The sequence below is a fragment of the Pseudomonas fluorescens genome, assembly GCF_001307155.1.
Taxonomy (GTDB): Bacteria; Pseudomonadota; Gammaproteobacteria; order Pseudomonadales; family Pseudomonadaceae; genus Aquipseudomonas; species Aquipseudomonas helvetica.
In genome coordinates, this window is sequence record NZ_CP012830.1 from 4,522,297 (window position 1) to 4,545,118 (window position 22,822).

Below are 22,822 nucleotides of genomic sequence, written 5' to 3' on the forward strand. Positions count from 1 at the left end.
TAAAGGATTAGCACAAGTTAGCCGTGAGTCCGTGGCAAATCGATTTGTGCGTCCAACAAGGCCATGAAAGCCCGTGCAGCATTCGACAGCGTCCGTTCGGTGTGCACGATATAGCCTAGCTGGCGAGTGAGCTGTATGCCCGGTAAAGGAATGCGTGCCACTTGATCATCGAGCATGGTGCGCGGCAACACGCTCCAGGCCAGGCCAATGGAAACCATCATCTTGATAGTTTCCAGATAGTTAGTGCTCATCGCGATGTTCGGCGTCAGCCCCTGGGCTTCGAAAAGTCGTTGCACGATGTGGTGGGTAAAGGTGTTGCCACCGGGGAAAACCGCCGGATGACGGGCGATATCGGCCAGGCTGACCGCACCGTTACTGATCAGCGAGTGTTCGGGGGCCGCCACAAAGTCCAGCGGGTCGTCCCATACCGGCGTGGCTTTCACCAGCGCGTGCGGCTCGGGTGCCAGGGTAATCACCGCCAGTTCGGCGCGGCCGTGAAGAATTTCCTCGTAGGCGACTTCCGAATCGAGGAACTGAATATCCAGCGCGACCTCGGGATAGCGTCGGGTGAACGCCCGTAGCAAGGGTGGTAGGCGGTGCAGGCCAATGTGATGACTGGTCGCCAGGGTCAGGCGGCCAGTCACTTCGCCAGTCAGGTTGGTCAACGCCCGGCGCGTGTCATCCAGCACATTCAGAATCTGATAAGCGCGCGGCAGCAGGGCGCGTCCGGCCTCAGTCAGGCTGACTTCGCGGCCCAGTCGATCAAACAGCCGTACATTGAGTTGCTGCTCCAGCCCGGCGATACGCTTGCTGATGGCTGGCTGGGTCAGGTGCAGCCGTTCGCCCGCGCCGGAAAAGCTGCCGGTCTCGGCAATGGCTATAAAAGCATTGAGGTTGGCCAGGTCCATGGTCGTATTCCAGTTGGTTATCCAAAGCATGAAAAATATGAATTTGAGTTATTTAATGTAACCCCATAGGATCGACCTCACAAGCCAAGGGGTTATTGATTCGCTTCAGTAATCCAGGGCATAGAAACAAGCTGATGAGGAAACGTCTGATGGCCGGCAAAACGCTCTACGACAAGCTCTGGGATTCGCATTTGGTCAAGCAGCGCGACGATGGTTCGGCGCTGATCTACATCGATCGCCACATCATTCACGAAGTGACCTCGCCGCAGGCCTTCGAAGGTCTGCGTCTGGCCGGGCGCAAGCCGTGGCGCATCGATGCCAACATCGCGACCCCGGACCACAACGTACCGACGACTCCTGAGCGCAAGGGCGGCATTGCTGCCATCGCTGACGAAGTCTCGCGTTTGCAGGTTCAGACCCTCGATGACAACTGTGACGAATACGGCATCGTCGAATTCAAGATGAATGACGTGCGTCAAGGCATCGTCCACGTCATCGGCCCGGAGCAGGGCGCAACCTTGCCGGGCATGACCGTGGTCTGCGGTGACTCCCATACCTCGACCCACGGCGCTTTCGGCGCATTGGCTCACGGTATCGGCACTTCCGAGGTCGAGCACGTGCTCGCCACCCAGTGCCTGGTCGCCAAGAAAATGAAGAACATGTTGGTCCGCGTTGAAGGCACCTTGCCGTTCGGCGTGACCGCCAAAGATATCGTCCTGGCTGTCATCGGCAAGATCGGCACCGCTGGCGGTAACGGCCACGCGATCGAATTCGCCGGTAGCGCGATTCGCGAGTTGTCGGTCGAAGGCCGCATGACCATCTGCAACATGTCCATCGAAGCCGGTGCGCGAGTTGGTTTGGTGGCTGCTGACGAAAAGACCGTTGCCTACGTCAAGGGTCGTCCGTTTGCACCGAAAGGCGCTGAGTGGGACTTGGCTGTCGAAGCCTGGAAAGACCTGGTGTCCGATGCGGATGCCAAGTTCGACACCATCGTTGAACTCGACGCTGCGCAGATCAAGCCGCAAGTCAGCTGGGGCACGTCCCCGGAAATGGTCCTCGCCGTCGATCAGAACGTGCCGGACCCGGCTAAAGAGATGGATCTGGTCAAGCGCGACTCGATCGTCCGCGCCTTGAAGTACATGGGTTTGACCGCCAATCAGGCGATCACCGACATTCAACTGGACCGCGTGTTCATTGGCTCCTGCACCAACTCGCGGATCGAAGATTTGCGCGCTGCGGCAGTGATCGCCAAGGGCCGCAAAGTGGCTTCGACCATCAAGCAAGCCATTGTGGTGCCGGGTTCGGGCCTGGTGAAGGCGCAAGCCGAAGCTGAAGGGCTGGACAAGATTTTCCTCGAAGCCGGTTTCGAATGGCGTGAGCCGGGTTGCTCGATGTGCCTGGCAATGAACCCGGACCGTTTGGAGTCCGGCGAGCATTGCGCCTCGACCTCCAACCGTAACTTCGAAGGCCGTCAGGGCGCCGGTGGCCGTACGCACCTGGTGAGCCCGGCAATGGCCGCCGCCGCCGCTGTCAACGGTCGTTTCGTCGACGTCCGTGAATTGATCTGAAGGAGCGCAGCATGAAAGCTTTTACCCAGCACACTGGTCTTGTCGCGCCTTTGGATCGTGCCAACGTCGACACCGACCAAATCATTCCCAAGCAGTTCCTGAAGTCGATCAAACGCACCGGTTTCGGTCCGAACCTGTTCGATGAGTGGCGTTACCTGGATGTCGGGCAACCGTATCAGGACAACTCCAAGCGTCCGCTGAACAAGGACTTCGTGCTCAACGCCGAGCGTTATCAAGGTGCCAGCGTGTTGCTCGCCCGGGAAAACTTCGGCTGCGGTTCGAGCCGCGAGCACGCGCCGTGGGCCCTGGAAGAGTACGGTTTTCGCAGCATCATCGCGCCGAGCTACGCCGACATATTCTTCAACAACAGCTTCAAGAACGGCTTGCTGCCGATCATCCTGAGCGACGCTGAAGTCGACGAATTGTTTGCGCAAGTGGAAGCCAATCCGGGCTACCAGTTGCAGATTGACTTGCAGGCCCAGACCGTGACCCGTCCTGACGGCAAGGTCCTGAGTTTTGAAATCGATGCTTTCCGCAAACACTGCCTGCTCAACGGCCTGGACGATATCGGCCTGACCTTGCAGGACGGCGATGCGATTGCCGCGTTCGAAGCCAGGCACCGCGCCAGCCAGCCATGGTTGTTTCGCGACGCGTGATTGTGTGTAAGGCGTAATGACACCATCGCGAGCAAGCTCGGCTCCTGCATGGGAATGAATGCGTTGCTCTTGTAGGAGCAAGGCTTGCTCGCGATGGGGCCCGCACAAACAACTCAAGACTCACCCCTTAAGGAAGTCATCATGACCAGCACCGCCCAGCACAGCGACGTAGTACAAAAGCAATTCGGTGAACAGGCTGCCGCCTACCTGAGCAGTGCAGTACACGCACAGGGCACCGAATTCGCACTGCTACAGGCCGAGCTGGCGGGTCGCAGTGATGCGCGGGTGCTGGACCTGGGCTGCGGCGCCGGTCATGTGAGTTTTCATGTGGCTGCGCTGGTCAAGGAAGTGGTCGCCTATGACCTGTCGCAGCAGATGCTCGACGTGGTAGCTGGCGCCGCAGTTGATCGTGGTCTGAACAATGTGACCACCGTGCTCGGTGCGGCGGAGCGCCTGCCGTTTGCCGAGGGTGAATTTGATTTCGTCTTCAGCCGTTATTCGGCGCACCATTGGAGCGACCTTGGCTTGGCCTTGCGCGAAGTGCGCCGAGTGCTCAGGCCGGGTGGGGTAGCAGTATTTATTGATGTCTTGTCGCCGGGCAGTCCGTTGTTCGACACTTACCTGCAAAGTGTTGAAGTACTGCGCGACACCAGCCACGTGCGTGATTATTCCGCCGGGGAGTGGTTGCGCCAGGTCAGCGAGGCGGGGTTGCATACCCGTAGCACCACGCGCCAGCGGCTGCGCCTGGAGTACAACTCCTGGGTCGAGCGCATGCGTACACCCCAGGCGTTGCGCGTGGCGATCCGCGAGTTGCAGCAGGCGATGGGCAACGAAGTTCGCGAGTATTTCGAGATTGAAGCCGATGGTTCGTTCAGCACCGATGTGCTGGTGCTGATGGCTGAACGATAAGCGCTGAGCGCTGGAATTTTTCCGGGCGCGCCCATGAGCGCGCCGACTGATGACATGAGGAACGCATGAGCAAGCAGATTCTGATTCTCCCAGGTGACGGTATTGGCCCGGAAATCATGACCGAAGCGGTCAAGGTGCTGGAACTGGCCAACGACAAGTTCGCACTGGATTTCGAGCTGAGCCACGACGTGATCGGCGGCGCGGCCATCGACAAGCACGGCGTGCCGTTGGCCGACGAAACCCTGGCCCGCGCGCGTGCTGCCGATGCGGTGCTGCTGGGTGCGGTGGGCGGTCCGAAATGGGACACCATCGAGCGTGACATTCGTCCAGAGCGCGGCTTGTTGAAGATTCGTGCGCAACTGGGTCTGTTCGGCAACCTGCGCCCGGCGATCCTGTACCCGCAACTGGCTGAAGCGTCGAGCCTGAAAGCCGAAATCGTCGCAGGCCTGGACATTCTGATCGTCCGTGAACTGACCGGTGGTATCTACTTCGGTGCGCCGCGTGGTGTGCGCGAGTTGGAGAATGGCGAGCGTCAGGCGTATGACACCCTGCCATACAGCGAAAGTGAAATCCGCCGTATCGCCCGCGTCGGTTTCGACATGGCGCGCGTACGCGGCAAGAAGCTCTGCTCGGTCGACAAGGCCAACGTTCTGGCGTCCAGCCAGCTGTGGCGCGAAATCGTCGAGCAAGTGGCCAAGGACTACCCGGATGTCGAGCTGAGCCACATGTATGTCGACAACGCCGCCATGCAGCTGGTGCGTGCACCGAAGCAGTTCGACGTGATCGTCACCGATAACCTGTTCGGCGATATCCTGTCCGACGAAGCCTCGATGCTCACCGGTTCCATCGGCATGTTGCCGTCGGCCTCGCTGGATGCCAACAATAAAGGCATGTACGAGCCGTGCCACGGTTCGGCGCCGGACATCGCCGGTAAAGGCATCGCCAACCCGTTGGCGACGATTCTGTCGGTGTCGATGATGCTGCGATACAGCTTCAACCAGCTGGTGGCCGCAGACGCTATCGAAAAGGCCGTCAGCCTGGTGTTGGACCAAGGGCTGCGCACAGGTGACATCTGGTCGCCGGGTTGCGTGAAAGTAGGTACGCAGGAAATGGGCGACGCAGTAGTCGCAGCGCTGCGGAATCTGTAATCTCTCTGGCCCCGCTTGTCGCTGATGCCGGCAAGCGAGCCCACTTTTTGTAAAAGGTGTAGTTGCGATGAAACGTGTAGGTCTGATCGGTTGGCGCGGTATGGTCGGTTCCGTGCTCATGCAGCGGATGCTGGAAGAGCAGGATTTCGATCTTATTGAGCCGGTGTTTTTCACCACTTCCAATGTGGGTGGCCAAGGCCCGTCCGTGGGTAAGGATATTGCTCCGCTCAAGGACGCTTACAGCATTGAAGAGCTGAAAACCCTCGACGTGATTCTGACCTGCCAGGGTGGCGACTACACCAGCGAAGTCTTCCCGAAACTGCGCGAAGCCGGCTGGCAGGGTTACTGGATCGATGCCGCTTCCAGCCTGCGCATGCAGGATGACGCGGTCATCGTTCTGGACCCGGTGAACCGCAAGGTCATCGACCAGCAACTCGACGCGGGCACCAAGAACTACATCGGCGGCAACTGCACCGTCAGCCTGATGCTGATGGGCCTGGGCGGTCTGTTCGAAGCCGGTCTGGTGGAGTGGATGAGTGCCATGACCTATCAGGCGGCCTCCGGTGGCGGCGCGCAGCACATGCGTGAACTGATCAAGCAAATGGGTGTGACCCACGCAGCTGTCGCCGATCAACTGGCCGATCCGGCCAGTGCCATCCTCGACATCGACCGTCGTGTCGCCGAAGCGATGCGCAGCGATGCGTACCCGACTGAAAACTTCGGCGTGCCATTGGCCGGCAGCCTGATCCCGTGGATCGACAAGGAACTGCCGAACGGTCAGAGCCGCGAAGAGTGGAAGGCCCAGGCCGAGACCAACAAGATCCTCGGTCGCTTCAAGAGCCCGATCCCGGTGGATGGCATCTGCGTGCGCATCGGCGCCATGCGTTGCCACAGCCAGGCGCTGACCATCAAGCTGAACAAAGACGTGCCGATCGCCGATATCGAAGGGCTGATCAGCCAGCACAACCCATGGGTCAAGCTGGTGCCGAACCAGCGCGAAATCAGTATGCAAGAGCTGAGCCCGACCAAGGTCACCGGCACCCTGAACGTACCGGTTGGCCGTCTGCGCAAGCTGAACATGGGTTCGCAGTTCGTCGGTGCTTTCACCGTCGGTGACCAACTGCTGTGGGGCGCGGCCGAACCGCTGCGTCGCATGCTGCGGATTCTGCTGGAGCGTTGATTCGCTGATGTAATGAAAAAGCCCGCATCTCGAAAGAGCTGCGGGTTTTTTTATGGCCGTTAGCGGGGGGGGGGATTGTGTCGCCTGGTCGGCCGCCATCGCGGGCAAGCCTTGCTCCTACGAGGTTTGTGTTGGCCGCATTCCATTTGCACGACGCATAACCTGTAGGAGCAAGGCTTGCCCGCGATGAGGCCGGTGCAGCTACTACAAATTCCCCTGTGAATTGCCTGCATGCCAGTCACCCGGTAAAGTGCCGCTCCCCCCGTTTCGCCTGAGGTAGATCCATGAGCCAGTCCTTTGATATCGCCGTCGTCGGCGCCACCGGTACTGTCGGCGAAACACTCGTCCAGATTCTTGAAGAGCGCGACTTCCCGGTGGCTAACCTGCACCTGCTGGCCAGCAGTGAATCAGCAGGGCATTCGGTGCCGTTTCGCGGCAAGAACGTACGGGTGCGGGAAGTCGACGAATTTGATTTCAGCAAGGTCCAGCTGGTGTTCTTCGCCGCCGGTCCTGCGGTCACCCTGAGCTTTGCGCCGCGTGCCACGGCCGCCGGTTGCGCGCTGATCGATTTGTCCGGTGCCTTGCCGGCGGAACAGGCACCGCAGGTGGTGCCGGAAGCTAACAGCCAAGTGCTGGCCGGTTTGAAAAAGCCGTTTCAGGTAAGCAGTCCAAGTGCATCGGCCACCACCCTGGCCGTGGTGCTGGCGCCATTGCGCGAATTGCTCGACCTGCAGCGAGTGACCGTCACTGCCAGCCTGGCCGTTTCCGCTCAGGGCCGCGAAGCAGTCAGCGAGCTGGCACGGCAGACAGCAGAATTGCTGAATGTTCGCCCGCTGGAGCCGCGTTTCTTTGATCGGCAAATGGCCTTCAACCTGCTGGCACAAGTCGGCACGCCGGATGCTCAGGGCCATACGCTGCTGGAAAAACGCCTGGTTCGAGAGCTGCGCGAGGTCATGGCGCAGCCTTTATTAAAGATTTCTGTCACTTGCATTCAAGCCCCGGTGTTTTTCGGCGATAGCTTTAGCGTGACCTTGCAGTCAGCCAAGGCTGTTGACCTGGCGGCGGTGAATGCTGCGCTTGAGGCGGCGCCGGGTGTCGAGCTGGTCGAGGCGGGCGATTACCCGACGCCGGTGGGCGATGCGGTAGGGCAGGACGTGGTCTACGTCGGTCGGGTTCGCAGCGGTATCGACGATCCGGCGGAACTTAACGTGTGGCTGACGTCAGATAACGTACGCAAAGGCGCTGCACTCAATGCGGTGCAGGTGGCTGAGTTGTTGATAAAAGACCTTGTGTAAAAGATACTTGGCAACAATTTGCAAATAGATTCTAGTCGTACAGGCCGCAAGGCCTGAATGCTGGAGGCGAGCCGCCATCAGGGGCTTCCAAGGGCATCAGTGAAATAAGCGCGCGCAGAGACTCTTCGAGGCTGCGCGCAATGCCTTACGGCAGCGGTATCAACACCTTCTCGCTTGCCGAGGAAAGTTCAACAAAGGATGAGGCTATGGTTCAAGTTCGCAAACTGGTGTTAGCAATAGCGGCCGCCTCGGCGCTGTCCTCCGGTATGGCGCATGCCCTCGGGCTTGGGGAATTGACCCTGAAGTCGACCCTGAACCAGCCCCTGGTGGCAGAAATCGAGTTGCTCGACGTCAAGGACCTCACCGCTGCCGAAGTGGTGCCGAGCCTGGCGTCGGCCGATGATTTCGCCAAGGCCGGGGTTGATCGTCAGGCGTTCCTCAATGACCTGACGTTCACGCCAGTGCTCAATGCCAGCGGTAAAAGCATCCTGCGGGTGACTTCAAGTCAGCCACTCTCCGAGCCGATGGTGAAATTCCTGGTTCAGGTGATGTGGCCAAGCGGCCGACTGCTGCGCGACTACAGCGTACTGCTCGATCCGTCCAAATTCTCGCCGCAGACGGCTGACGCTGCTGCGCAATCCGCACCGGCTCAAGCGCCGGCGATCAACGCACCAGTGACTGGCGCGAGCAAGCCTAAACAGCACGTCACGACGCCGCGCGACACCTTGTGGGAAATCGCCGCGAAAGCACGCAATGGCGGCTCGATCCAGCAAACCATGCTGGCGATTCAGGCACTGAACCCGAACGCCTTTATCGATGGCAACATCAATCGACTGAAAACCGGTCAGGTCTTGCGCCTGCCGGACGCCACACAAAGCACCAGCCTGCCACAGCCTAAAGCCATTGCCGAAGTCGCCGCGCAGAACACGGCCTGGCGTCAGGGGCGTCGCTCGGTTCACCGGGCGCAGGCGCAACAGCTTGATGCAACCAAGCGTGGGCATGATGTGGTCGCGCCGCAAGGCACTGCCAAGGACAAGTTGAGCCTGGTCTCGGCCGAATCCGGCAAGAAAGGTGGTAAAGGTGCAGCGGGCGATAGCAAGGCCATCAGCAATAAGCTGGCGGTAGCCCAGGAAGGCCTCGATACGACTCGTCGTGACAATGCCGAGCTGAAAAGCCGCATAACTGACTTGCAGAGTCAGATGGACAAACTCCAGCGCTTGATCGAGCTGAAAAATAATCAATTGGCCAAGATGCAGGCAGAAGGCGCGGGGGAAAACTCTGCAGCTCAACCTTCGGCGCCGATCTCGGCTGATCTGGTTACCCAGCCAGCGGCGGCGCCTGCACCCGCGGTAGTCCCAGAGGCAACGCCGGCCGCAGTGCCTGCCGAAGCGCCGATTCAGGCAATCCCGGCAGCGAGCGACGAGCAAAAGTACAACGAACTGCTGACCAATCCGATACTCCTGGGTCTGGTGGGGGGCGGTGCGGTGGTGGTGCTGTTGCTGCTGTTGTTGCTGGCGCGTCGGCGCAAGGCTCAACAGGAAGCCGAGAGGCACAAGCGCATGGCGAAGGCACTGGCTGAAGAGTCGGACTTGACGCAAGACTTCGATCTGCCGGAAAGCAGCTTCGAAGGCCTCGAAGTGCCGCCGCCAGTCGTCAAGCTTGCAACGCCTCCAGCTCCAGCTCCAGTCGTGGCGCCGGTGGTAGTCACGCCGCCGATTGCTGCACCATTGGTCGCGCCGGCGGCCGAGCGTTCGGACGATGTCCTGGCGCAAGCCCAGTCGCACATCAATGCCGGGCGTTTGAATCAGGCTGCCAGCCTGCTTGAAGAGGGTATCAAGCAAGAGCCGCAACGCAGCGACCTGCGCTTGAAGCTGATGGAAGTCTACGGCCAGCAGGGCGATCGCAGTGCGTTCGTGGCGCAAGAGCGTCAGCTGGTTGCCAATGGCAAAAATCATGCTGACGTTGAACAGCTGAAAAGCCGCTTTCCGGCGATGGTTGCCGTGGCAGCTGTTGGCGGCATCGCCGCCGCAGCGGTTGCCGCCGAGCTGGATGCGCAGTACGTCAAGGACCTGCTGCACGAGGAGCCCAAGGCGCCGGAGCCTGAAGCTGCACCGGCCGATGATGACTTCGACAGCGCCTTCGATCTGAGTCTGGACGATCTGGAGGCCGCATCGCCAACGGTCGTTACGCCAGAGACGCCGGAGCCGGCGCTGGATCTGGACGCTTTTCCGCTCGATGACGATCTGAGCTTCGAATCTGTTCTGCAACAGCAGACCGAAGCCAAGGACAGCCTGGATGATCTGTCGGATTTCGACCTTGATCTGGGTGGCGACGTGCCGGATGCAACGCTGGCCGATGACGAGTTCCTGCTCAACCTCGACGACGATCTGAAAGACCTGCCAGCAGTCGAGTCGCCGGCAGTCACTGAAGCGGCGCTTGATGATCTGGAGTTGCCGGCCGATTTCGATCTGTCCCTGGCAGATGAAATCGATGCTCCCGCCAAGCCTGAGCCGGACGACTTCATGTCCGAACTGGACGACGTCAATGCCGAGCTGGATCGTTTGTCCGGTAGCCTGGAGCATCCGCCTATCGCTGCGCCAAGCTTCACCGCTGAAGATGCGGCGGCGGGGATGGAGATGGAGATGGGTGAGCCCGATTTCGATTTCCTCTCGGGCACTGACGAAGTTGCGACCAAGCTGGACCTGGCGCAGGCTTACATCGACATGGGTGACAACGATGGCGCGCGGGACATCCTCGGTGAGGTGCTCAGCGAGGGTAATGACGGTCAGAAGAGCGAAGCCAAGGACATGTTGGCGCGTATGGCCTGATGACCGGTAACGCATAATGAAAACGGCAGCCCATCGAGGCTGCCGTTTTTGTTTCGGGGGTTTAGGGATTGGTCACATAACCTGTGGTGAGGGAGCTTGCTCCCGCCGGGTTGCGAAGCGACCCCGAAATCTGCAATCGCATTCTTTCAGGTACTCCTCGCCAGAAGGCTTTACGACTGCTTCGCAATCGAGCGGGAGCAAGCTTCCTCGCCACAAGTGCATCACCTTAAGCCAGCAAATCCTCGTAAAACGCACCGAACGGCCGGGTAGGGTGGGCCAGCTGGATTTCGAGGATCCACAGTCCCACATTCGGGCAGGCGTCGAAATAGCCCAGATCCCCTGCGCGATAGATTGCGTGGGGGAAATCGCTGACCCTGTGACCCTTGATGTCCAGGTTCAACACCCAGCCCATTTCGCGCGCCTGTTCTTCTGCGTAGCGATACAGCTCGGGGCCGGCAACCTGGTAGGTTCGCCAATAATCGTGGACCTGATCGAACAGGGTTTTGGCGGCCGCTGCACAGGCCTGCATTTCAGGGTCGTTGCCGGTGGTGAACGTGGCGCCACAGTCGCCTTCGTGGCGATCCCATACAACACCCAGATCAATGAAGAAAATGTCGTTTTCACCCAGCACCGGATCGCCGCTCGAAGGCTGCTTGAAGGTTTTCAGGGTGTTCTCGCCGAAGCGGATCTTGGTCGGGTGCCAGATGCGGTCCATACCCAGCTCGGTCAGTACTTCAAGCCCCATCTGCAGGGCTTCGGACTCGAGCATGCCGGGCTTTATCCGGCGAGCCATTTCTTCGATGGCCTCCCAGGTCTTGCGTTTGGCGTGGAGCATTCCCTCCAGGCTGTAGGCCAATCCAACGGCTTCCTTTTGCATGGCGCTCATGTGTCGGGTCTCGTCAGGTTTATGGTTTTCGTTATGTGGTTATCTATATAGCGAAACTGCGGGCGGCGCATGCAAATGTCAAATCGCTTATTGGGGCCCGAACAAAAAACACCATGAACATGGCGTCCCGGCCCTGCGGCCTTATAATGCACGCCTTTGCGTAGATCAGCAGGCTGTCATTCCTTGGCAAATATAGATAACCCGGCCGCCGAAATGGCGGCCGACGGCTTTTTCCGGATCGCGTTGGGCGTTGAATACAAAGGCTCGCGCTACCGTGGCTGGCAGCGTCAGGCGTCCGGTGTGGCCACCGTGCAGCTAGCCCTCGAAACGGCGCTGTCGAAGGTCGCGGACTCGCCGGTGTCCTTGCACTGCGCAGGTCGCACCGACGCCGGCGTGCATGCCTGTGGCCAGGTGGTGCATTTCGATACGCAAGTCGACCGCTCGTTGAAGGCCTGGGTCATGGGCGCCAACATCAACTTGCCGCACGACATCAGCGTCAGTTGGGCCAAGGTCATGCCGGCGCACTTTCATGCGCGTTTCAAGGCGATTGCCCGGCGTTATCGGTATGTGATCTACAACGATCAGATCCGTCCGGCGCACCTCAACGAAGAGGTCACTTGGAATCACCGGCCGCTGGATGTCCAGCGCATGGCCGAGGCGGCGCAACATCTGATCGGTACCCACGACTTCAGCGCTTTCCGCGCCGGACAGTGCCAGGCCAAGTCGCCGATCAAGGAAATCCATCACCTGCGCGTCACCCGGCACGGCAAGATGATCGTGCTGGATATCCGCGCCAGTGCGTTCCTGCATCACATGGTGCGCAATATCGCCGGCGTGCTGATGACCATCGGTGCCGGTGAGCGTCCGGTGGAGTGGGCCAAAGAAGTGCTGGAAAGCCGGGTCCGCCGTACCGGTGGCGTCACGGCCCATCCATTCGGGCTGTACCTGGTGCAGGTCGAGTACCGCGACGAGTTCGAGTTGCCCGAGCGTTACATCGGTCCGCACTTCCTGACCGGCTTCTCGGAACTTGACGGCTGACGCCCTCGAATGCATTTGCTACCATCCGGGACTTTCCCGGATTTGCCCTGAGGTTCAAACGACATGTCAGCCGTTCGCAGCAAAATTTGTGGGATTACCCGCATTGAAGATGCGTTGGCAGCGGTTGAAGCCGGGGCGGACGCAATCGGTTTGGTGTTCTATGCCAAAAGCCCGCGAGCAGTGACGGTGCAACAGGCTCGGGCGATCATCGCCGCGTTGCCGCCATTCGTGACCACGGTGGGCTTGTTCGTCAACGCCAGCCGCTGCGAACTCGGTGAGATTCTCGACGCGGTGCCGCTGGACCTGTTGCAGTTCCACGGCGACGAAACCCCGGCCGATTGCGAGGGTTACCATCGACCGTACATAAAGGCATTGCGGGTCAAGGCGGGCGACGACATCGCTGCCAGTTGCGATCTTTACGCTAAAGCCAGCGGCATTTTGCTCGATACCTATGTCGAAGGTGTTCCCGGCGGAACCGGCGAGGCCTTTGACTGGTCATTGATACCGCAAGGTTTGAGCAAGCCGATCATCCTTGCAGGCGGGCTGTCGGCGGCCAATGTCGCCGAGGCCATTGCCCGGGTTCACCCGTATGCGGTGGACGTCAGCGGTGGGGTAGAACAGAGCAAGGGCATCAAGGATCACGCGAAGATTCGCGCGTTTATACAGGCAGTGCGCACTAGCGTGTAGTCGATGTGACGGCTGGCAGTCTGCCGCCGTCCATTGCACTGTACGAAACAGGTGTACTGCATACGGCAGGCATGGCTGAGGGTTGTTGGGTTGTACGAAGGTCAGTCTTGCTGACCCGGCCATCCACCGACCATCGCCGCACACATGAATTTAGCTCAAGGGCATACGCGGGGCTGCGAACCAAAGCGTTCGGGCCGCCGGTACTGGAGAAAGAAAGCATGAGCAACTGGTTAGTAGACAAACTGATCCCTTCGATCATGCGTTCCGAGGTGAAGAAAAGCTCGGTGCCTGAAGGCCTGTGGCACAAGTGCCCGTCCTGCGAGGCGGTGTTGTATCGTCCAGAGCTGGAAAAGACCCTGGATGTTTGCCCCAAGTGCAACCACCACATGCGCATCGGCGCGCGTGCGCGGATCGACATTTTCCTGGATGCCGAAGGCCGTGCCGAACTGGGCGCTGACCTGGAGCCGGTTGACCGCCTGAAATTCCGCGACGGCAAGAAGTACAAGGATCGCCTGACCGCTGCACAGAAGCAGACCGGCGAAAAAGACGCACTGATCTCCATGAGCGGTACCCTGCTGGGCATGCCAGTGGTGGTGTCGGCGTTCGAATTCTCCTTCATGGGCGGTTCGATGGGCGCGATCGTTGGCGAGCGCTTCGTGCGTGCGGCCAACTATGCGCTGGAAAATCGTTGCCCGATGATCTGCTTCGCCGCTTCCGGCGGTGCGCGGATGCAGGAAGCGCTGATCTCGCTGATGCAAATGGCCAAGACCTCCGCGGTACTGGCGCGTCTGCGCGAAGAAGGCATTCCATTCATCTCCGTGCTGACCGACCCGGTCTACGGCGGTGTTTCCGCCAGTCTGGCGATGCTCGGCGACGTGATTGTCGGTGAGCCAAAAGCCCTGATCGGCTTCGCCGGTCCGCGCGTTATCGAGCAGACCGTGCGTGAAAAACTGCCGGAAGGCTTCCAGCGCAGCGAATTCCTGCTGGAGCACGGCGCGATCGACATGATCATTGCGCGTCAGGAGTTGCGTCCGCGTCTGGGTAACCTGCTGGCACAACTGATGGGTCTGCCGACGCCTGAGTTCGTGGCTGCGCCCGTCGAGCCAATCGTGGTTCCGCCGGTGCCTGCAAACCTATGACCGAACGTACCCTTGGCGACTGGCTCGCCTACCTTGAGCAGTTGCATCCGTCAGCCATCGATATGGGGCTTGCGCGCTCGCAAGAGGTAGCCTCCCGGATGGGATTGGGCAAGCCAGCGCCTCGGGTGATCACGGTCACCGGCACCAACGGCAAAGGGTCTACCTGTGCGTTCGTGGCATCATTGCTGCGGGCGCAGGGGCTCACGGTCGGTGTCTACAATTCTCCGCACCTGCTGCGTTACAACGAGCGGGTGCAGATCAATGGCGTCGAAGCCACTGATGCGCAGTTGTGCGAAGCCTTTGCGGCAGTCGACGCTGGGCGCGGTGAAATTTCCCTGACCTACTTTGAAGTGGGTACTCTGGCGGCGTTCTGGCTGTTTCAGCGTGCTGATCTGGATGCGGTGGTGCTGGAAGTCGGTCTCGGCGGACGTCTTGATACCGTCAATCTGGTGGATGCCGACGTCGCGCTGGTCACCAGTATTGGCGTCGATCACGCAGATTACCTCGGCAATACCCGCGAATCCGTGGCCTTCGAAAAGGCCGGCATTTTCCGTCAGGGCGCGCCTGCGCTCTGTGGTGACCTCAATCCGCCTCAACCCCTGCTGGATAAAGTGCGCGAGCTCAATTGCCCGCTCTTCTTGCGGGGTCGTGATTTCGATTTGGGCGTTACCGAGCGGAACTGGCAGTGGCGGGGCGTCGATCCCCAAGGGCGTGCGATAGAACTGCACGACTTGCCGCTGCTTGATCTGCCGATGGAAAACGCCGCGCTGGCGTTGCAGGCTTATGCGTTGCTGGGTTTGCCATGGCAGGCCGAGCAAATTGTCGCTGCGTTGAAAGCAACAAAAGTGGTCGGGCGTCTGGATCGCCGCCAGTTCAACTGGCACGGCAAGCGCCTGAACCTGATGCTGGATGTGGGTCATAACCCGCATGCGGCCGAGTATCTGGCCCAGCGTTTGGCTCGCCGGCCAATAGCGGGTCGACGGTTGGCAGTATTTGGTTTGTTGGCTGACAAGGATCTCGATGGAGTTGTCGGCGAATTGAGTGGTAGTGTCCAGCATTGGGCTGTCGCCCCGCTCGATTCTGCGCGCGCACGTCCGGTTGCGGATTTGCAGGCTGCGTTGCAGAACCTTGGGGCGTCGGTAACATCCTATGCAAGTGTCGCCGATGCCCTGGAAGGGCAGTGCGCGCTGGCAACGGCAGAAGATGAAATTCTGCTGTTCGGATCATTTTATTGTGTTGCCGAGGCCCTCGAATGGTTGGCTCGGCGCTCCACGGAGGAAGCTGCACATGGCTTTGCTGGATAACGCGTACAAGCAGCGGATGGTTGGGGCTCTGGTTCTGGTGGCATTGGCGGTGATTTTCTTGCCAATGCTGTTTTCCCGGGAAGATGAGCAGCGTCAGGTGGTGGTTCATGCCCCGGCTGCACCTCAAGCCCCGGCAATGCCGCAGGTGCAGATCGAGCCCGTGGTGGTGCCGGAGCCGCAAGCGTTGCCGCAGGAGCCGGTTCCAAGTGATGAAGAGATTACTGCCGAACAAGCACCGCCCAAGCCGGTTGCCCCCAGCGCTCCCATCGCACCAGCCCCGGTTGTCGCTAAACCGGTAACGCCACCGCCTGCGCCCAAACCGGCAGCAGCGCCGGCGCAACCGATCGCCGCGGCGCCGAGCAAGCCTGACACCAGCCAGAGTCGCGTCGATGCCAATGGCCTGTCGGTCAGTTGGTCGGTGCAGTTGGCCAGCCTGTCGAGCCGTGAAAGCGCCGAAAGCTTGCAGAAAACCCTGCGTAGCCAGGGTTACAATGCCTACATCCGTACCGCCGATGGCAAGAACCGGGTGTTTGTCGGTCCGTTGATCGAGCGTGCAGAGGCTGATCGCCTGCGTGACCTGCTGGGTCGGCAGCAGAACCTCAAGGGCTTTGTCGTTCGCTTTCAGCCTGAACGCGGCTAACGCTAACTGACTGATTTCAAATGCACTTGCAATCGCAGCTTACCGACAGCCATGGGCTCTGCTAAAATGCGCCGCCTTATCCGTCTGTAGGCTGCACTGTGCCATTTACCTGGGTTGACTGGGCGATCGTCGCGATCGTCGCCATCTCCGCTTTGATCAGTTTGAGCCGCGGCTTCGTCAAGGAAGCCTTATCGCTGCTGACCTGGATCATCGCAGGAGCCGTTGCCTGGATGTTTGGTGGCTCACTGTCCGAGTACCTCACCGGATACATCGAAACACCGTCGGCTCGCGTGATCGCGGGCTGTGCCATCATTTTTGTCGCCACCTTAATAGTGGGCGCAATGATCAATTACCTTATCAGCGAACTGGTTCGCGTCACCGGCCTGTCCGGGACCGACCGTTTTCTTGGCATGGCCTTCGGCGCGGCGCGTGGCGCGCTGCTGGTGGTCACCGCCGTCGGGCTCTTGAGTCTGGGCCCGGTACAGCAGGATAAGTGGTGGCAGGAGTCAAGGCTCGTGCCACAATTTCTATTGGTTGCAGACTGGTCCAAAAACCTCATATTAGGGTGGAGCAGTCAGTGGCTGGCCAGCGGTATCAGCGTACCCGCTGACATACCGTTCAAGGAGCATCTCTTGCCGACGGCCAAAACGCCGCAGTGAGATGTGTTCAGTTCAGTTTCATTAAGTAGGGGTTGCGTCGCATGTGTGGCATCGTCGGTATCGTCGGTAAGTCGAACGTCAATCAGGCGCTGTATGACGCGCTAACCGTCCTCCAGCACCGCGGCCAGGACGCTGCCGGTATCGTGACCAGCCATGATGGCCGGTTATTCCTGCGCAAGGACAACGGTCTGGTTCGTGACGTGTTTCATCAGCGTCACATGCAGCGCCTGGTCGGTCACATGGGTATTGGCCATGTGCGTTATCCGACTGCGGGCAGCTCGACTTCGGCCGAAGCTCAACCGTTTTACGTCAACTCGCCGTATGGCATCACCCTGGCGCACAACGGTAACCTGACCAATGTTGAACAGCTGGCCAAGGAGATTTACGAATCTGACCTGCGCCACGTCAACACCAACTCCGATTCGGAAGTGCTGCTCAACGTGTTCGCTCACGAGCTGGCCCAGCGCGGCAAGTTGCAGCCAACCGAAGAAGACGTGTTTGCGGCCGTCACCGACGTGCACAACCGTTGCGTGGGTGGTTACGCAGTCGTTGCGATGGTGACCGGTTACGGCATCGTCGGTTTCCGTGATCCGCACGGCATCCGCCCGATCGTCTTCGGCCAGCGTCATACCGACGAAGGCGTCGAATACATGATCGCCTCCGAAAGCGTTTCCCTGGACGTGCTCGGTTTCACCCTGATTCGCGACCTCGCGCCGGGCGAAGCGGTCTACATCACTGAAGACGGCAAGCTGCACACCCGTCAGTGCGCGACCAACCCATCGCTGACTCCATGCATTTTCGAACACGTCTACCTGGCGCGTCCGGACTCGATCATCGATGGCGTTTCGGTTTACAAGGCTCGCCTGCGCATGGGTGAGAAACTCGCCGAGAAGATCCTGCGCGAGCGTCCGGAGCATGACATCGACGTGGTCATCCCGATTCCGGATACCAGCCGCACCGCGGCGCTGGAGCTGGCGAATCATCTGGGCGTGAAGTTCCGCGAAGGCTTCGTGAAGAACCGCTACATCGGCCGGACCTTCATCATGCCGGGCCAGGCCGCACGGAAAAAATCCGTACGCCAGAAGCTCAACGCTATCGAGCTGGAATTCCGCGGCAAGAACGTGATGCTGGTGGACGACTCGATCGTTCGCGGCACCACCTGCAAGCAGATCATCCAGATGGCTCGCGAAGCTGGCGCCAAAAATGTCTACTTCTGCTCGGCAGCGCCGGCCGTGCGTTACCCGAACGTGTATGGCATCGACATGCCAAGCGCCCACGAGTTGATCGCTCACAATCGTACGACTCAAGACGTGGCTGATCTGATCGGCGCTGATTGGCTCATCTATCAGGACCTGCCTGACTTGATCGAAGCGGTCGGTGGCGGCAAGATCAAGATCGAGAACTTCGATTGTGCGGTGTTCGACGGCAAGTATGTCACCGGTGATGTCGACGAGGCTTACCTGAACAAGATCGAGCAGGCACGTAACGATGCCTCCAAGGTCAAGACGCAGGCAGTCAGTGCGATCATCGATCTGTACAACAACTGAGTTTCTACCGGCCCTGAGGGGCCGGTTTTGTATCTATCAATAAAGAACAAGGCAAGGAGTGACAGCATGAGTCAGGAGTGGGATGCCGGTCGGCTGGACAGCGACCTCGATGGCGTAGCGTTCGATACCCTGGCCGTACGCGCCGGTCAGCACCGTACGCCGGAAGGCGAACACGGTGATCCGATGTTCTTCACTTCGAGCTACGTGTTCCGTACCGCTGCCGATGCGGCGGCACGCTTCGCTGGCGAAGTGCCGGGCAACGTTTACTCGCGCTACACCAACCCGACCGTTCGTTCGTTCGAAGAGCGGATTGCCGCTCTCGAGGGTGCCGAGCAGGCAGTCGCAACGGCTACTGGTATGGCTGCGATCCTTGCAGTGGTGATGAGCCTGTGCAGTGCTGGCGATCATGTGCTGGTCTCGCGCAGCGTGTTCGGCTCGACCATCAGCCTGTTTGAAAAGTACTTCAAGCGTTTTGGCATCGAAGTCGATTATGTGCCTCTGGCTGAGCTGTCCGGCTGGGACGCGGCAATCAAGGCCAACACCAAATTGCTGTTCGTCGAATCGCCGTCCAATCCTTTGGCCGAGTTGGTGGACATTGCTGCGTTGTCGAAAATCGCTCACGCCAAGGGCGCGATGCTGGTGGTCGACAACTGCTTCTGCACGCCAGCCTTGCAGCAGCCGCTGAAGCTCGGTGCGGACGTGGTCGTGCATTCGGCTACCAAGTTCATCGACGGCCAGGGTCGTTGCATGGGCGGTGTGGTGGCCGGTCGTAGCGAGCAGATGAAAGAGATCGTCGGCTTCCTGCGCACCGCCGGGCCGACCTTGAGCCCGTTCAACGCCTGGATCTTCCTCAAGGGTCTGGAAACGTTGAACCTGCGCATGAAGGCGCACTGCGCCAATGCCCAGCAGCTGGCCAAGTGGCTGGAGCAGCAGGACGGTATCGAGAAAGTCCATTACGCCGGCCTCAAGAGCCATCCGCAGCATGAGTTGGCCCAGCGTCAGCAGAAAGGTTTTGGCGCCGTGGTGAGTTTCGAGGTCAAGGGTGGCAAAGACGGTGCCTGGCGCTTTATCGATGCCACGCGTTTGATTTCAATCACCGCCAACCTCGGTGACAGCAAGACCACCATTACCCATCCGAGCACCACCTCTCACGGTCGCCTGGCGCCGCAAGAGCGTGAGGCGGCGGGGATTCGCGACAGCTTGATCCGCATTGCGGTCGGCCTCGAAGACGTGGCTGACCTGCAAGCGGATCTGGCGCGCGGGCTGGCTGCCTTGTGATCGAGTTGTCCGCGCCTGCAAGCGGCGCTAATGGTCGGGTTGCACTGGTTACCGGTGCTGCGCGCGGCATCGGTCTGGGGATTGCCGCCTGGCTGGTCAGCGAAGGCTGGCAGGTGGTTCTGACCGATCTGGACCGTGCGCGCGGCTCGAAGGTTGCCAAGGTGCTGGGTGACAACGCCTGCTTCATTGGCATGGACGTGGCCGATGAACAGCAGGTGGCTCAGGGCGTTGCCGAGGTGCTTGGGCAGTTCGGTCGCATCGACGCGCTGGTGTGCAATGCGGCCGTCGCCGATCCGCACAACATTACGCTGGAAAGCCTCGATCTGGCGTACTGGAATCGGGTGTTGGCGGTGAATCTCAGTGGGCCGATGCTGCTGGCCAAGCACTGTGCGCCTTACTTGCGTGCTCACAGCGGCGCCATCGTCAATCTGGCTTCGACCCGAGCGGCACAGTCGGAGCCGGATACCGAGGCTTACGCGGCGAGCAAGGGCGGTTTGCTGGCATTGACTCACGCCTTGGCCATCAGCCTGGGGCCAGAGATTCGGGTCAATGCAGTCAGTCCCGGCTGGATTGATACGCGTGATCCAGCGACGCGGCGTGCCGAACCGCTGAGTGATGCAGATCATGCTCAGCATCCGGCAGGCAGGGTAGGGACGGTCGAGGATGTGGCGGCGATGGTGGCCTGGCTACTGTCGAAGAATGCCGGATTTGTCACGGGCCAGGAGTTTGTGGTCGACGGTGGCATGACCAAGAAAATGATTTATGGCGATTGACCGAGGTTCCGGGGCGGGGCTGGAGAAGGCTTGAGGTTGAGGGTGTCGCGGATTGGCGCCCCAGGAGATGACATGATTTTGTCTTTTTCAGAAAAACTTCAAGCAGGCTATTGACTTAGCTTCGGTATCTGCGTAAATTTCGCGGCCTCAGAGAAGCAAAGGGTGATTAGCTCAGCTGGGAGAGCGTCTGCCTTACAAGCAGAATGTCGGCGGTTCGATCCCGTCATCACCCACCACTTCTTGAGAGTCTTGCGAAAGCAGGAAGGAAGCTGTAAAAAAGCCTCCACCGACGCGCAGCGGTAGTTCAGTCGGTTAGAATACCGGCCTGTCACGCCGGGGGTCGCGGGTTCGAGTCCCGTCCGCTGCGCCATATTTTCCAGATCGGGTTTTTCCCGGTTTGAGATTGAAAAGCTTACTAGCTCTTCAATCCGACAAAGGTTCACACAGACGCAAGTCTGAGCGATACGCAGCGGTAGTTCAGTCGGTTAGAATACCGGCCTGTCACGCCGGGGGTCGCGGGTTCGAGTCCCGTCCGCTGCGCCATATCTGCCTCAAGGCCCACTGAACGCCTTGAAGCACGAAGAGAGCCACTGGCTACTTCGAGTCGATAGCAAAGACCCTGGTCGAAAGACCGGGGTTTTTTGTTTCTGAAATTTGGAATCCGAATGTTGGCTCCCGCCGTGCGTAGGAGCCAAGCTTGCTCCGGGCGGCGATCCGACGATAGCGATTTCAATGACGCCATCGCCGGCAAGCCGTGCTCCTACAAGTGTGCTGGCATTCAATCAGAAATCGAACTTGTCTCGCAGGCCGTAATACCAGGCGCCTAGCGCCGCAAACGGTGTGCGCAACAGCTGGCCGCCGGGGAAAGGGTAGTGCGGCAGGTCGGCAAAGGCATCAAAGCGCTCTGCCTGGCCGCGCAAGGCTTCGGCCAGGACTTTGCCTGCCAGGTGCGTGTAAGTCACGCCATGGCCGCTACAGCCCTGGGAGTAATAGATGTTGTCGCCCAGGCGTCCGACCTGCGGCAGGCGCGACAAGGTCAGCAGGAAATTGCCGGTCCAGGCGTAATCGATCTTCACATCCTCGAGCTGCGGGAAGGCCTTGAGCATCTTCGGTCGAATGATCGCTTCGATGTTCGCCGGATCCCGAGCGCCGTACACCACGCCGCCACCGAAGATCAGGCGCTTGTCGCCAGAAAGGCGATAGTAGTCGAGCAAGTAGTTACAGTCCTCGACGCAGTAATCCTGTGGCAACAGACTCTTCGCCAGCTCATCGCCCAAGGGTTCGGTGGTGATCACCTGGGTGCCGCACGGCATTGATTTGGCGGCCAGCTCTGGAACCAGATTGCCCAGGTAGGCATTGCCGGCGACGATGATGAATTTGGCCCTGACCTTGCCTTGAGGCGTATGCACCACCGGATTGGCGCCACGCTCGATGCGTATGGCGGGTGACTGTTCGTAAATCGTCCCGCCCAGCGACTCGACGGCCGCGGCTTCACCCAGTGCCAGGTTGAGCGGGTGGATGTGGCCGCCGCTCATGTCGAGCATGCCGCCCACGTATTGATCGCAGGCGACGACCTCGCGAATGCGGCGCTTATCCAGGAGTTCCAACTGAGTGTGGCCGTAGCGCTCCCACAGGCGCTTCTGTGACTCCAGATGGCCCATCTGCTTGCTGGTGATGGCTGCAAACACACCGCCGTCTTTCAGGTCGCACTGGATCTGGTATCTGGCCACTCGGTCGCGAATGATCTTGCCGCCTTCGAACGCCATCTGCCCGAGCATTTGCGCTTGCTTGGGGCCGACGCTACGTTCGATCACATCGATATCGCGGCTGTAGCTGTTAACGATCTGGCCACCGTTGCGGCCCGAAGCGCCGAAGCCGACTTTGGCTGCCTCCAGGACCGTCACCCGAAACCCGCTCTCCAGTAGAAACAATGCGCTGGACAGGCCGGTATAGCCCGCACCAATAACGCATATATCGGTTTCTACGTCATCCTGCAGCATTGGGCGCAACGGCGCGGCGTTGGCCGACGCCGCGTAATAGGATTCCGGGTAGGGGGTGTTCGCCATCCTGCAGCCTCTGTTTAATATATTTTACGAGTGCCCCGATCCTACCTGAGTTAAAAATCGACTGCCAGCTACCCGGAATATCTTCTTTGCCGTACCAAAATTAAATATTTTGCATATTCATAGGGTTAGGTGAAAAAAAGGTGTTGACACCCCTACGGAATTCCGTAGAATGCCGCCTCACAGCAGGCACGTAGCTCAGTTGGTTAGAGCACCACCTTGACATGGTGGGGGTCGTTGGTTCGAGTCCAATCGCGCCTACCAAACAAAATCCGCTCTGCTGGGCGGTCTAGAAGGGCTCACCGAAAGGTGGGCC

General features: G+C 59.8%; 19 protein-coding genes and 4 tRNA genes. 20 read left to right on the plus strand and 3 right to left on the minus strand.

From position 1 onward, the window contains the following. Window positions 1-17: 17 nt before the first annotated feature. On the minus strand, window positions 18-908 hold the full coding sequence (locus AO353_RS20615) for a LysR family transcriptional regulator (protein ID WP_054596617.1): 891 nt from the start codon (window positions 906-908) through the stop codon (window positions 18-20). Window positions 909-1,057: 149 nt separating this feature from the next. On the opposite strand from AO353_RS20615, the gene leuC reads away from it, so the two are divergent. The 7 genes from leuC to AO353_RS20650 all read left to right on the plus strand — a co-directional run bounded on the left by leuC (window position 1,058) and on the right by AO353_RS20650 (window position 10,492). Next, entirely contained in the window at window positions 1,058-2,476 is a 1,419-nt protein-coding gene (leuC, locus tag AO353_RS20620) for a 3-isopropylmalate dehydratase large subunit (protein WP_054596618.1), read from the plus strand. 11 nt (window positions 2,477-2,487) lie between these two features. Then, window positions 2,488-3,132, plus strand: a complete 645-nt coding sequence (gene leuD, locus AO353_RS20625) for a 3-isopropylmalate dehydratase small subunit (protein ID WP_054596619.1) — start codon at window positions 2,488-2,490, stop codon at window positions 3,130-3,132. 141 nt (window positions 3,133-3,273) lie between these two features. Beyond that, complete coding sequence (locus AO353_RS20630; protein WP_054596620.1) at window positions 3,274-4,041, plus strand: class I SAM-dependent methyltransferase; 768 nt, start codon at window positions 3,274-3,276, stop codon at window positions 4,039-4,041. Window positions 4,042-4,106: 65 nt separating this feature from the next. Beyond that, entirely contained in the window at window positions 4,107-5,189 is a 1,083-nt protein-coding gene (gene leuB / locus AO353_RS20635; protein ID WP_054596621.1) for a 3-isopropylmalate dehydrogenase, read from the plus strand. Window positions 5,190-5,256: 67 nt separating this feature from the next. Next, window positions 5,257-6,369 carry an aspartate-semialdehyde dehydrogenase gene (gene asd, locus AO353_RS20640; RefSeq protein WP_054596622.1) on the plus strand — a complete coding sequence of 371 codons (1,113 nt, stop codon included), beginning with the start codon at window positions 5,257-5,259 and terminating at the stop codon, window positions 6,367-6,369. Window positions 6,370-6,653: 284 nt separating this feature from the next. Next, a complete protein-coding gene (locus AO353_RS20645; RefSeq protein WP_054596623.1) occupies window positions 6,654-7,664 on the plus strand; it encodes an aspartate-semialdehyde dehydrogenase in 1,011 nt (336 codons plus the stop codon). Window positions 7,665-7,870: 206 nt separating this feature from the next. After that, window positions 7,871-10,492 carry a FimV/HubP family polar landmark protein gene (locus AO353_RS20650; protein ID WP_054596624.1) on the plus strand — a complete coding sequence of 874 codons (2,622 nt, stop codon included), beginning with the start codon at window positions 7,871-7,873 and terminating at the stop codon, window positions 10,490-10,492. A 226-nt stretch (window positions 10,493-10,718) separates the two neighbouring features. Here AO353_RS20650 and AO353_RS20655 read toward each other — a convergent pair whose 3' ends face one another. Beyond that, a complete protein-coding gene (locus AO353_RS20655; protein ID WP_054596625.1) occupies window positions 10,719-11,378 on the minus strand; it encodes a M24 family metallopeptidase in 660 nt (219 codons plus the stop codon). A gap of 213 nt (window positions 11,379-11,591) precedes the next feature. Between AO353_RS20655 and truA the strand changes: the two genes are divergently transcribed. The 12 genes from truA to AO353_RS20715 all read left to right on the plus strand — a co-directional run bounded on the left by truA (window position 11,592) and on the right by AO353_RS20715 (window position 20,986). Then, entirely contained in the window at window positions 11,592-12,416 is an 825-nt protein-coding gene (gene truA / locus AO353_RS20660; protein ID WP_054596626.1) for a tRNA pseudouridine(38-40) synthase TruA, read from the plus strand. A 63-nt stretch (window positions 12,417-12,479) separates the two neighbouring features. Next, the gene (locus tag AO353_RS20665) at window positions 12,480-13,103 is read left to right on the plus strand and encodes a phosphoribosylanthranilate isomerase (protein ID WP_054596627.1); all 624 of its coding nucleotides are present in this window, start codon (window positions 12,480-12,482) and stop codon (window positions 13,101-13,103) included. Window positions 13,104-13,321: 218 nt separating this feature from the next. Beyond that, window positions 13,322-14,242, plus strand: a complete 921-nt coding sequence (gene accD, locus AO353_RS20670) for an acetyl-CoA carboxylase, carboxyltransferase subunit beta (RefSeq protein WP_054596628.1) — start codon at window positions 13,322-13,324, stop codon at window positions 14,240-14,242. Next, on the plus strand, window positions 14,239-15,546 hold the full coding sequence (gene folC / locus AO353_RS20675; RefSeq protein WP_054596629.1) for a bifunctional tetrahydrofolate synthase/dihydrofolate synthase: 1,308 nt from the start codon (window positions 14,239-14,241) through the stop codon (window positions 15,544-15,546). Before accD ends, folC begins: the two co-directional genes overlap by 4 nt. Continuing rightward, on the plus strand, window positions 15,530-16,186 hold the full coding sequence (locus tag AO353_RS20680) for an SPOR domain-containing protein (RefSeq protein ID WP_054596630.1): 657 nt from the start codon (window positions 15,530-15,532) through the stop codon (window positions 16,184-16,186). Before folC ends, AO353_RS20680 begins: the two co-directional genes overlap by 17 nt. Before the next feature lie 98 nt (window positions 16,187-16,284). After that, window positions 16,285-16,845, plus strand: a complete 561-nt coding sequence (locus tag AO353_RS20685) for a CvpA family protein (RefSeq protein ID WP_054596631.1) — start codon at window positions 16,285-16,287, stop codon at window positions 16,843-16,845. 41 nt (window positions 16,846-16,886) lie between these two features. Next, a complete protein-coding gene (purF, locus tag AO353_RS20690; protein WP_054596632.1) occupies window positions 16,887-18,392 on the plus strand; it encodes an amidophosphoribosyltransferase in 1,506 nt (501 codons plus the stop codon). Between the two features lie 66 nt (window positions 18,393-18,458). Then, window positions 18,459-19,670 carry an O-succinylhomoserine sulfhydrylase gene (locus AO353_RS20695; RefSeq protein ID WP_054596633.1) on the plus strand — a complete coding sequence of 404 codons (1,212 nt, stop codon included), beginning with the start codon at window positions 18,459-18,461 and terminating at the stop codon, window positions 19,668-19,670. Then, window positions 19,667-20,443, plus strand: a complete 777-nt coding sequence (locus AO353_RS20700; protein WP_054596634.1) for an SDR family oxidoreductase — start codon at window positions 19,667-19,669, stop codon at window positions 20,441-20,443. Before AO353_RS20695 ends, AO353_RS20700 begins: the two co-directional genes overlap by 4 nt. A gap of 160 nt (window positions 20,444-20,603) precedes the next feature. Then, a tRNA-Val gene (locus AO353_RS20705) sits at window positions 20,604-20,679 on the plus strand. A gap of 57 nt (window positions 20,680-20,736) precedes the next feature. Next, window positions 20,737-20,813, plus strand: a tRNA-Asp gene (locus AO353_RS20710). A gap of 96 nt (window positions 20,814-20,909) precedes the next feature. Then, window positions 20,910-20,986: transfer RNA gene (locus tag AO353_RS20715), tRNA-Asp, on the plus strand. A 239-nt stretch (window positions 20,987-21,225) separates the two neighbouring features. On the opposite strand, the gene AO353_RS20720 is transcribed toward AO353_RS20715, so the two are convergent. Beyond that, entirely contained in the window at window positions 21,226-22,509 is a 1,284-nt protein-coding gene (locus AO353_RS20720) for an NAD(P)/FAD-dependent oxidoreductase (RefSeq protein WP_054596635.1), read from the minus strand. A 184-nt stretch (window positions 22,510-22,693) separates the two neighbouring features. Between AO353_RS20720 and AO353_RS20725 the strand changes: the two genes are divergently transcribed. Further along, window positions 22,694-22,770, plus strand: a tRNA-Val gene (locus AO353_RS20725). Window positions 22,771-22,822: the final 52 nt, after the last annotated feature.

What these genes read in the sequence shown, in the direction of transcription:
- AO353_RS20615 (WP_054596617.1), bottom strand. Translation starts at nt 908, where the DNA reads ATGGACCTGGCCAACCTCAATGCTTTTATAGCCATTGCCGAGACCGGC.
- leuC (WP_054596618.1), top strand. Translation starts at nt 1,058, where the DNA reads ATGGCCGGCAAAACGCTCTACGACAAGCTCTGGGATTCGCATTTGGTC.
- leuD (WP_054596619.1), top strand. Translation starts at nt 2,488, where the DNA reads ATGAAAGCTTTTACCCAGCACACTGGTCTTGTCGCGCCTTTGGATCGT.
- AO353_RS20630 (WP_054596620.1), top strand. Translation starts at nt 3,274, where the DNA reads ATGACCAGCACCGCCCAGCACAGCGACGTAGTACAAAAGCAATTCGGT.
- leuB (WP_054596621.1), top strand. Translation starts at nt 4,107, where the DNA reads ATGAGCAAGCAGATTCTGATTCTCCCAGGTGACGGTATTGGCCCGGAA.
- asd (WP_054596622.1), top strand. Translation starts at nt 5,257, where the DNA reads ATGAAACGTGTAGGTCTGATCGGTTGGCGCGGTATGGTCGGTTCCGTG.
- AO353_RS20645 (WP_054596623.1), top strand. Translation starts at nt 6,654, where the DNA reads ATGAGCCAGTCCTTTGATATCGCCGTCGTCGGCGCCACCGGTACTGTC.
- AO353_RS20650 (WP_054596624.1), top strand. Translation starts at nt 7,871, where the DNA reads ATGGTTCAAGTTCGCAAACTGGTGTTAGCAATAGCGGCCGCCTCGGCG.
- AO353_RS20655 (WP_054596625.1), bottom strand. Translation starts at nt 11,378, where the DNA reads ATGAGCGCCATGCAAAAGGAAGCCGTTGGATTGGCCTACAGCCTGGAG.
- truA (WP_054596626.1), top strand. Translation starts at nt 11,592, where the DNA reads ATGGCGGCCGACGGCTTTTTCCGGATCGCGTTGGGCGTTGAATACAAA.
- AO353_RS20665 (WP_054596627.1), top strand. Translation starts at nt 12,480, where the DNA reads ATGTCAGCCGTTCGCAGCAAAATTTGTGGGATTACCCGCATTGAAGAT.
- accD (WP_054596628.1), top strand. Translation starts at nt 13,322, where the DNA reads ATGAGCAACTGGTTAGTAGACAAACTGATCCCTTCGATCATGCGTTCC.
- folC (WP_054596629.1), top strand. Translation starts at nt 14,239, where the DNA reads ATGACCGAACGTACCCTTGGCGACTGGCTCGCCTACCTTGAGCAGTTG.
- AO353_RS20680 (WP_054596630.1), top strand. Translation starts at nt 15,530, where the DNA reads ATGGCTTTGCTGGATAACGCGTACAAGCAGCGGATGGTTGGGGCTCTG.
- purF (WP_054596632.1), top strand. Translation starts at nt 16,887, where the DNA reads ATGTGTGGCATCGTCGGTATCGTCGGTAAGTCGAACGTCAATCAGGCG.
- AO353_RS20695 (WP_054596633.1), top strand. Translation starts at nt 18,459, where the DNA reads ATGAGTCAGGAGTGGGATGCCGGTCGGCTGGACAGCGACCTCGATGGC.
- AO353_RS20720 (WP_054596635.1), bottom strand. Translation starts at nt 22,509, where the DNA reads ATGGCGAACACCCCCTACCCGGAATCCTATTACGCGGCGTCGGCCAAC.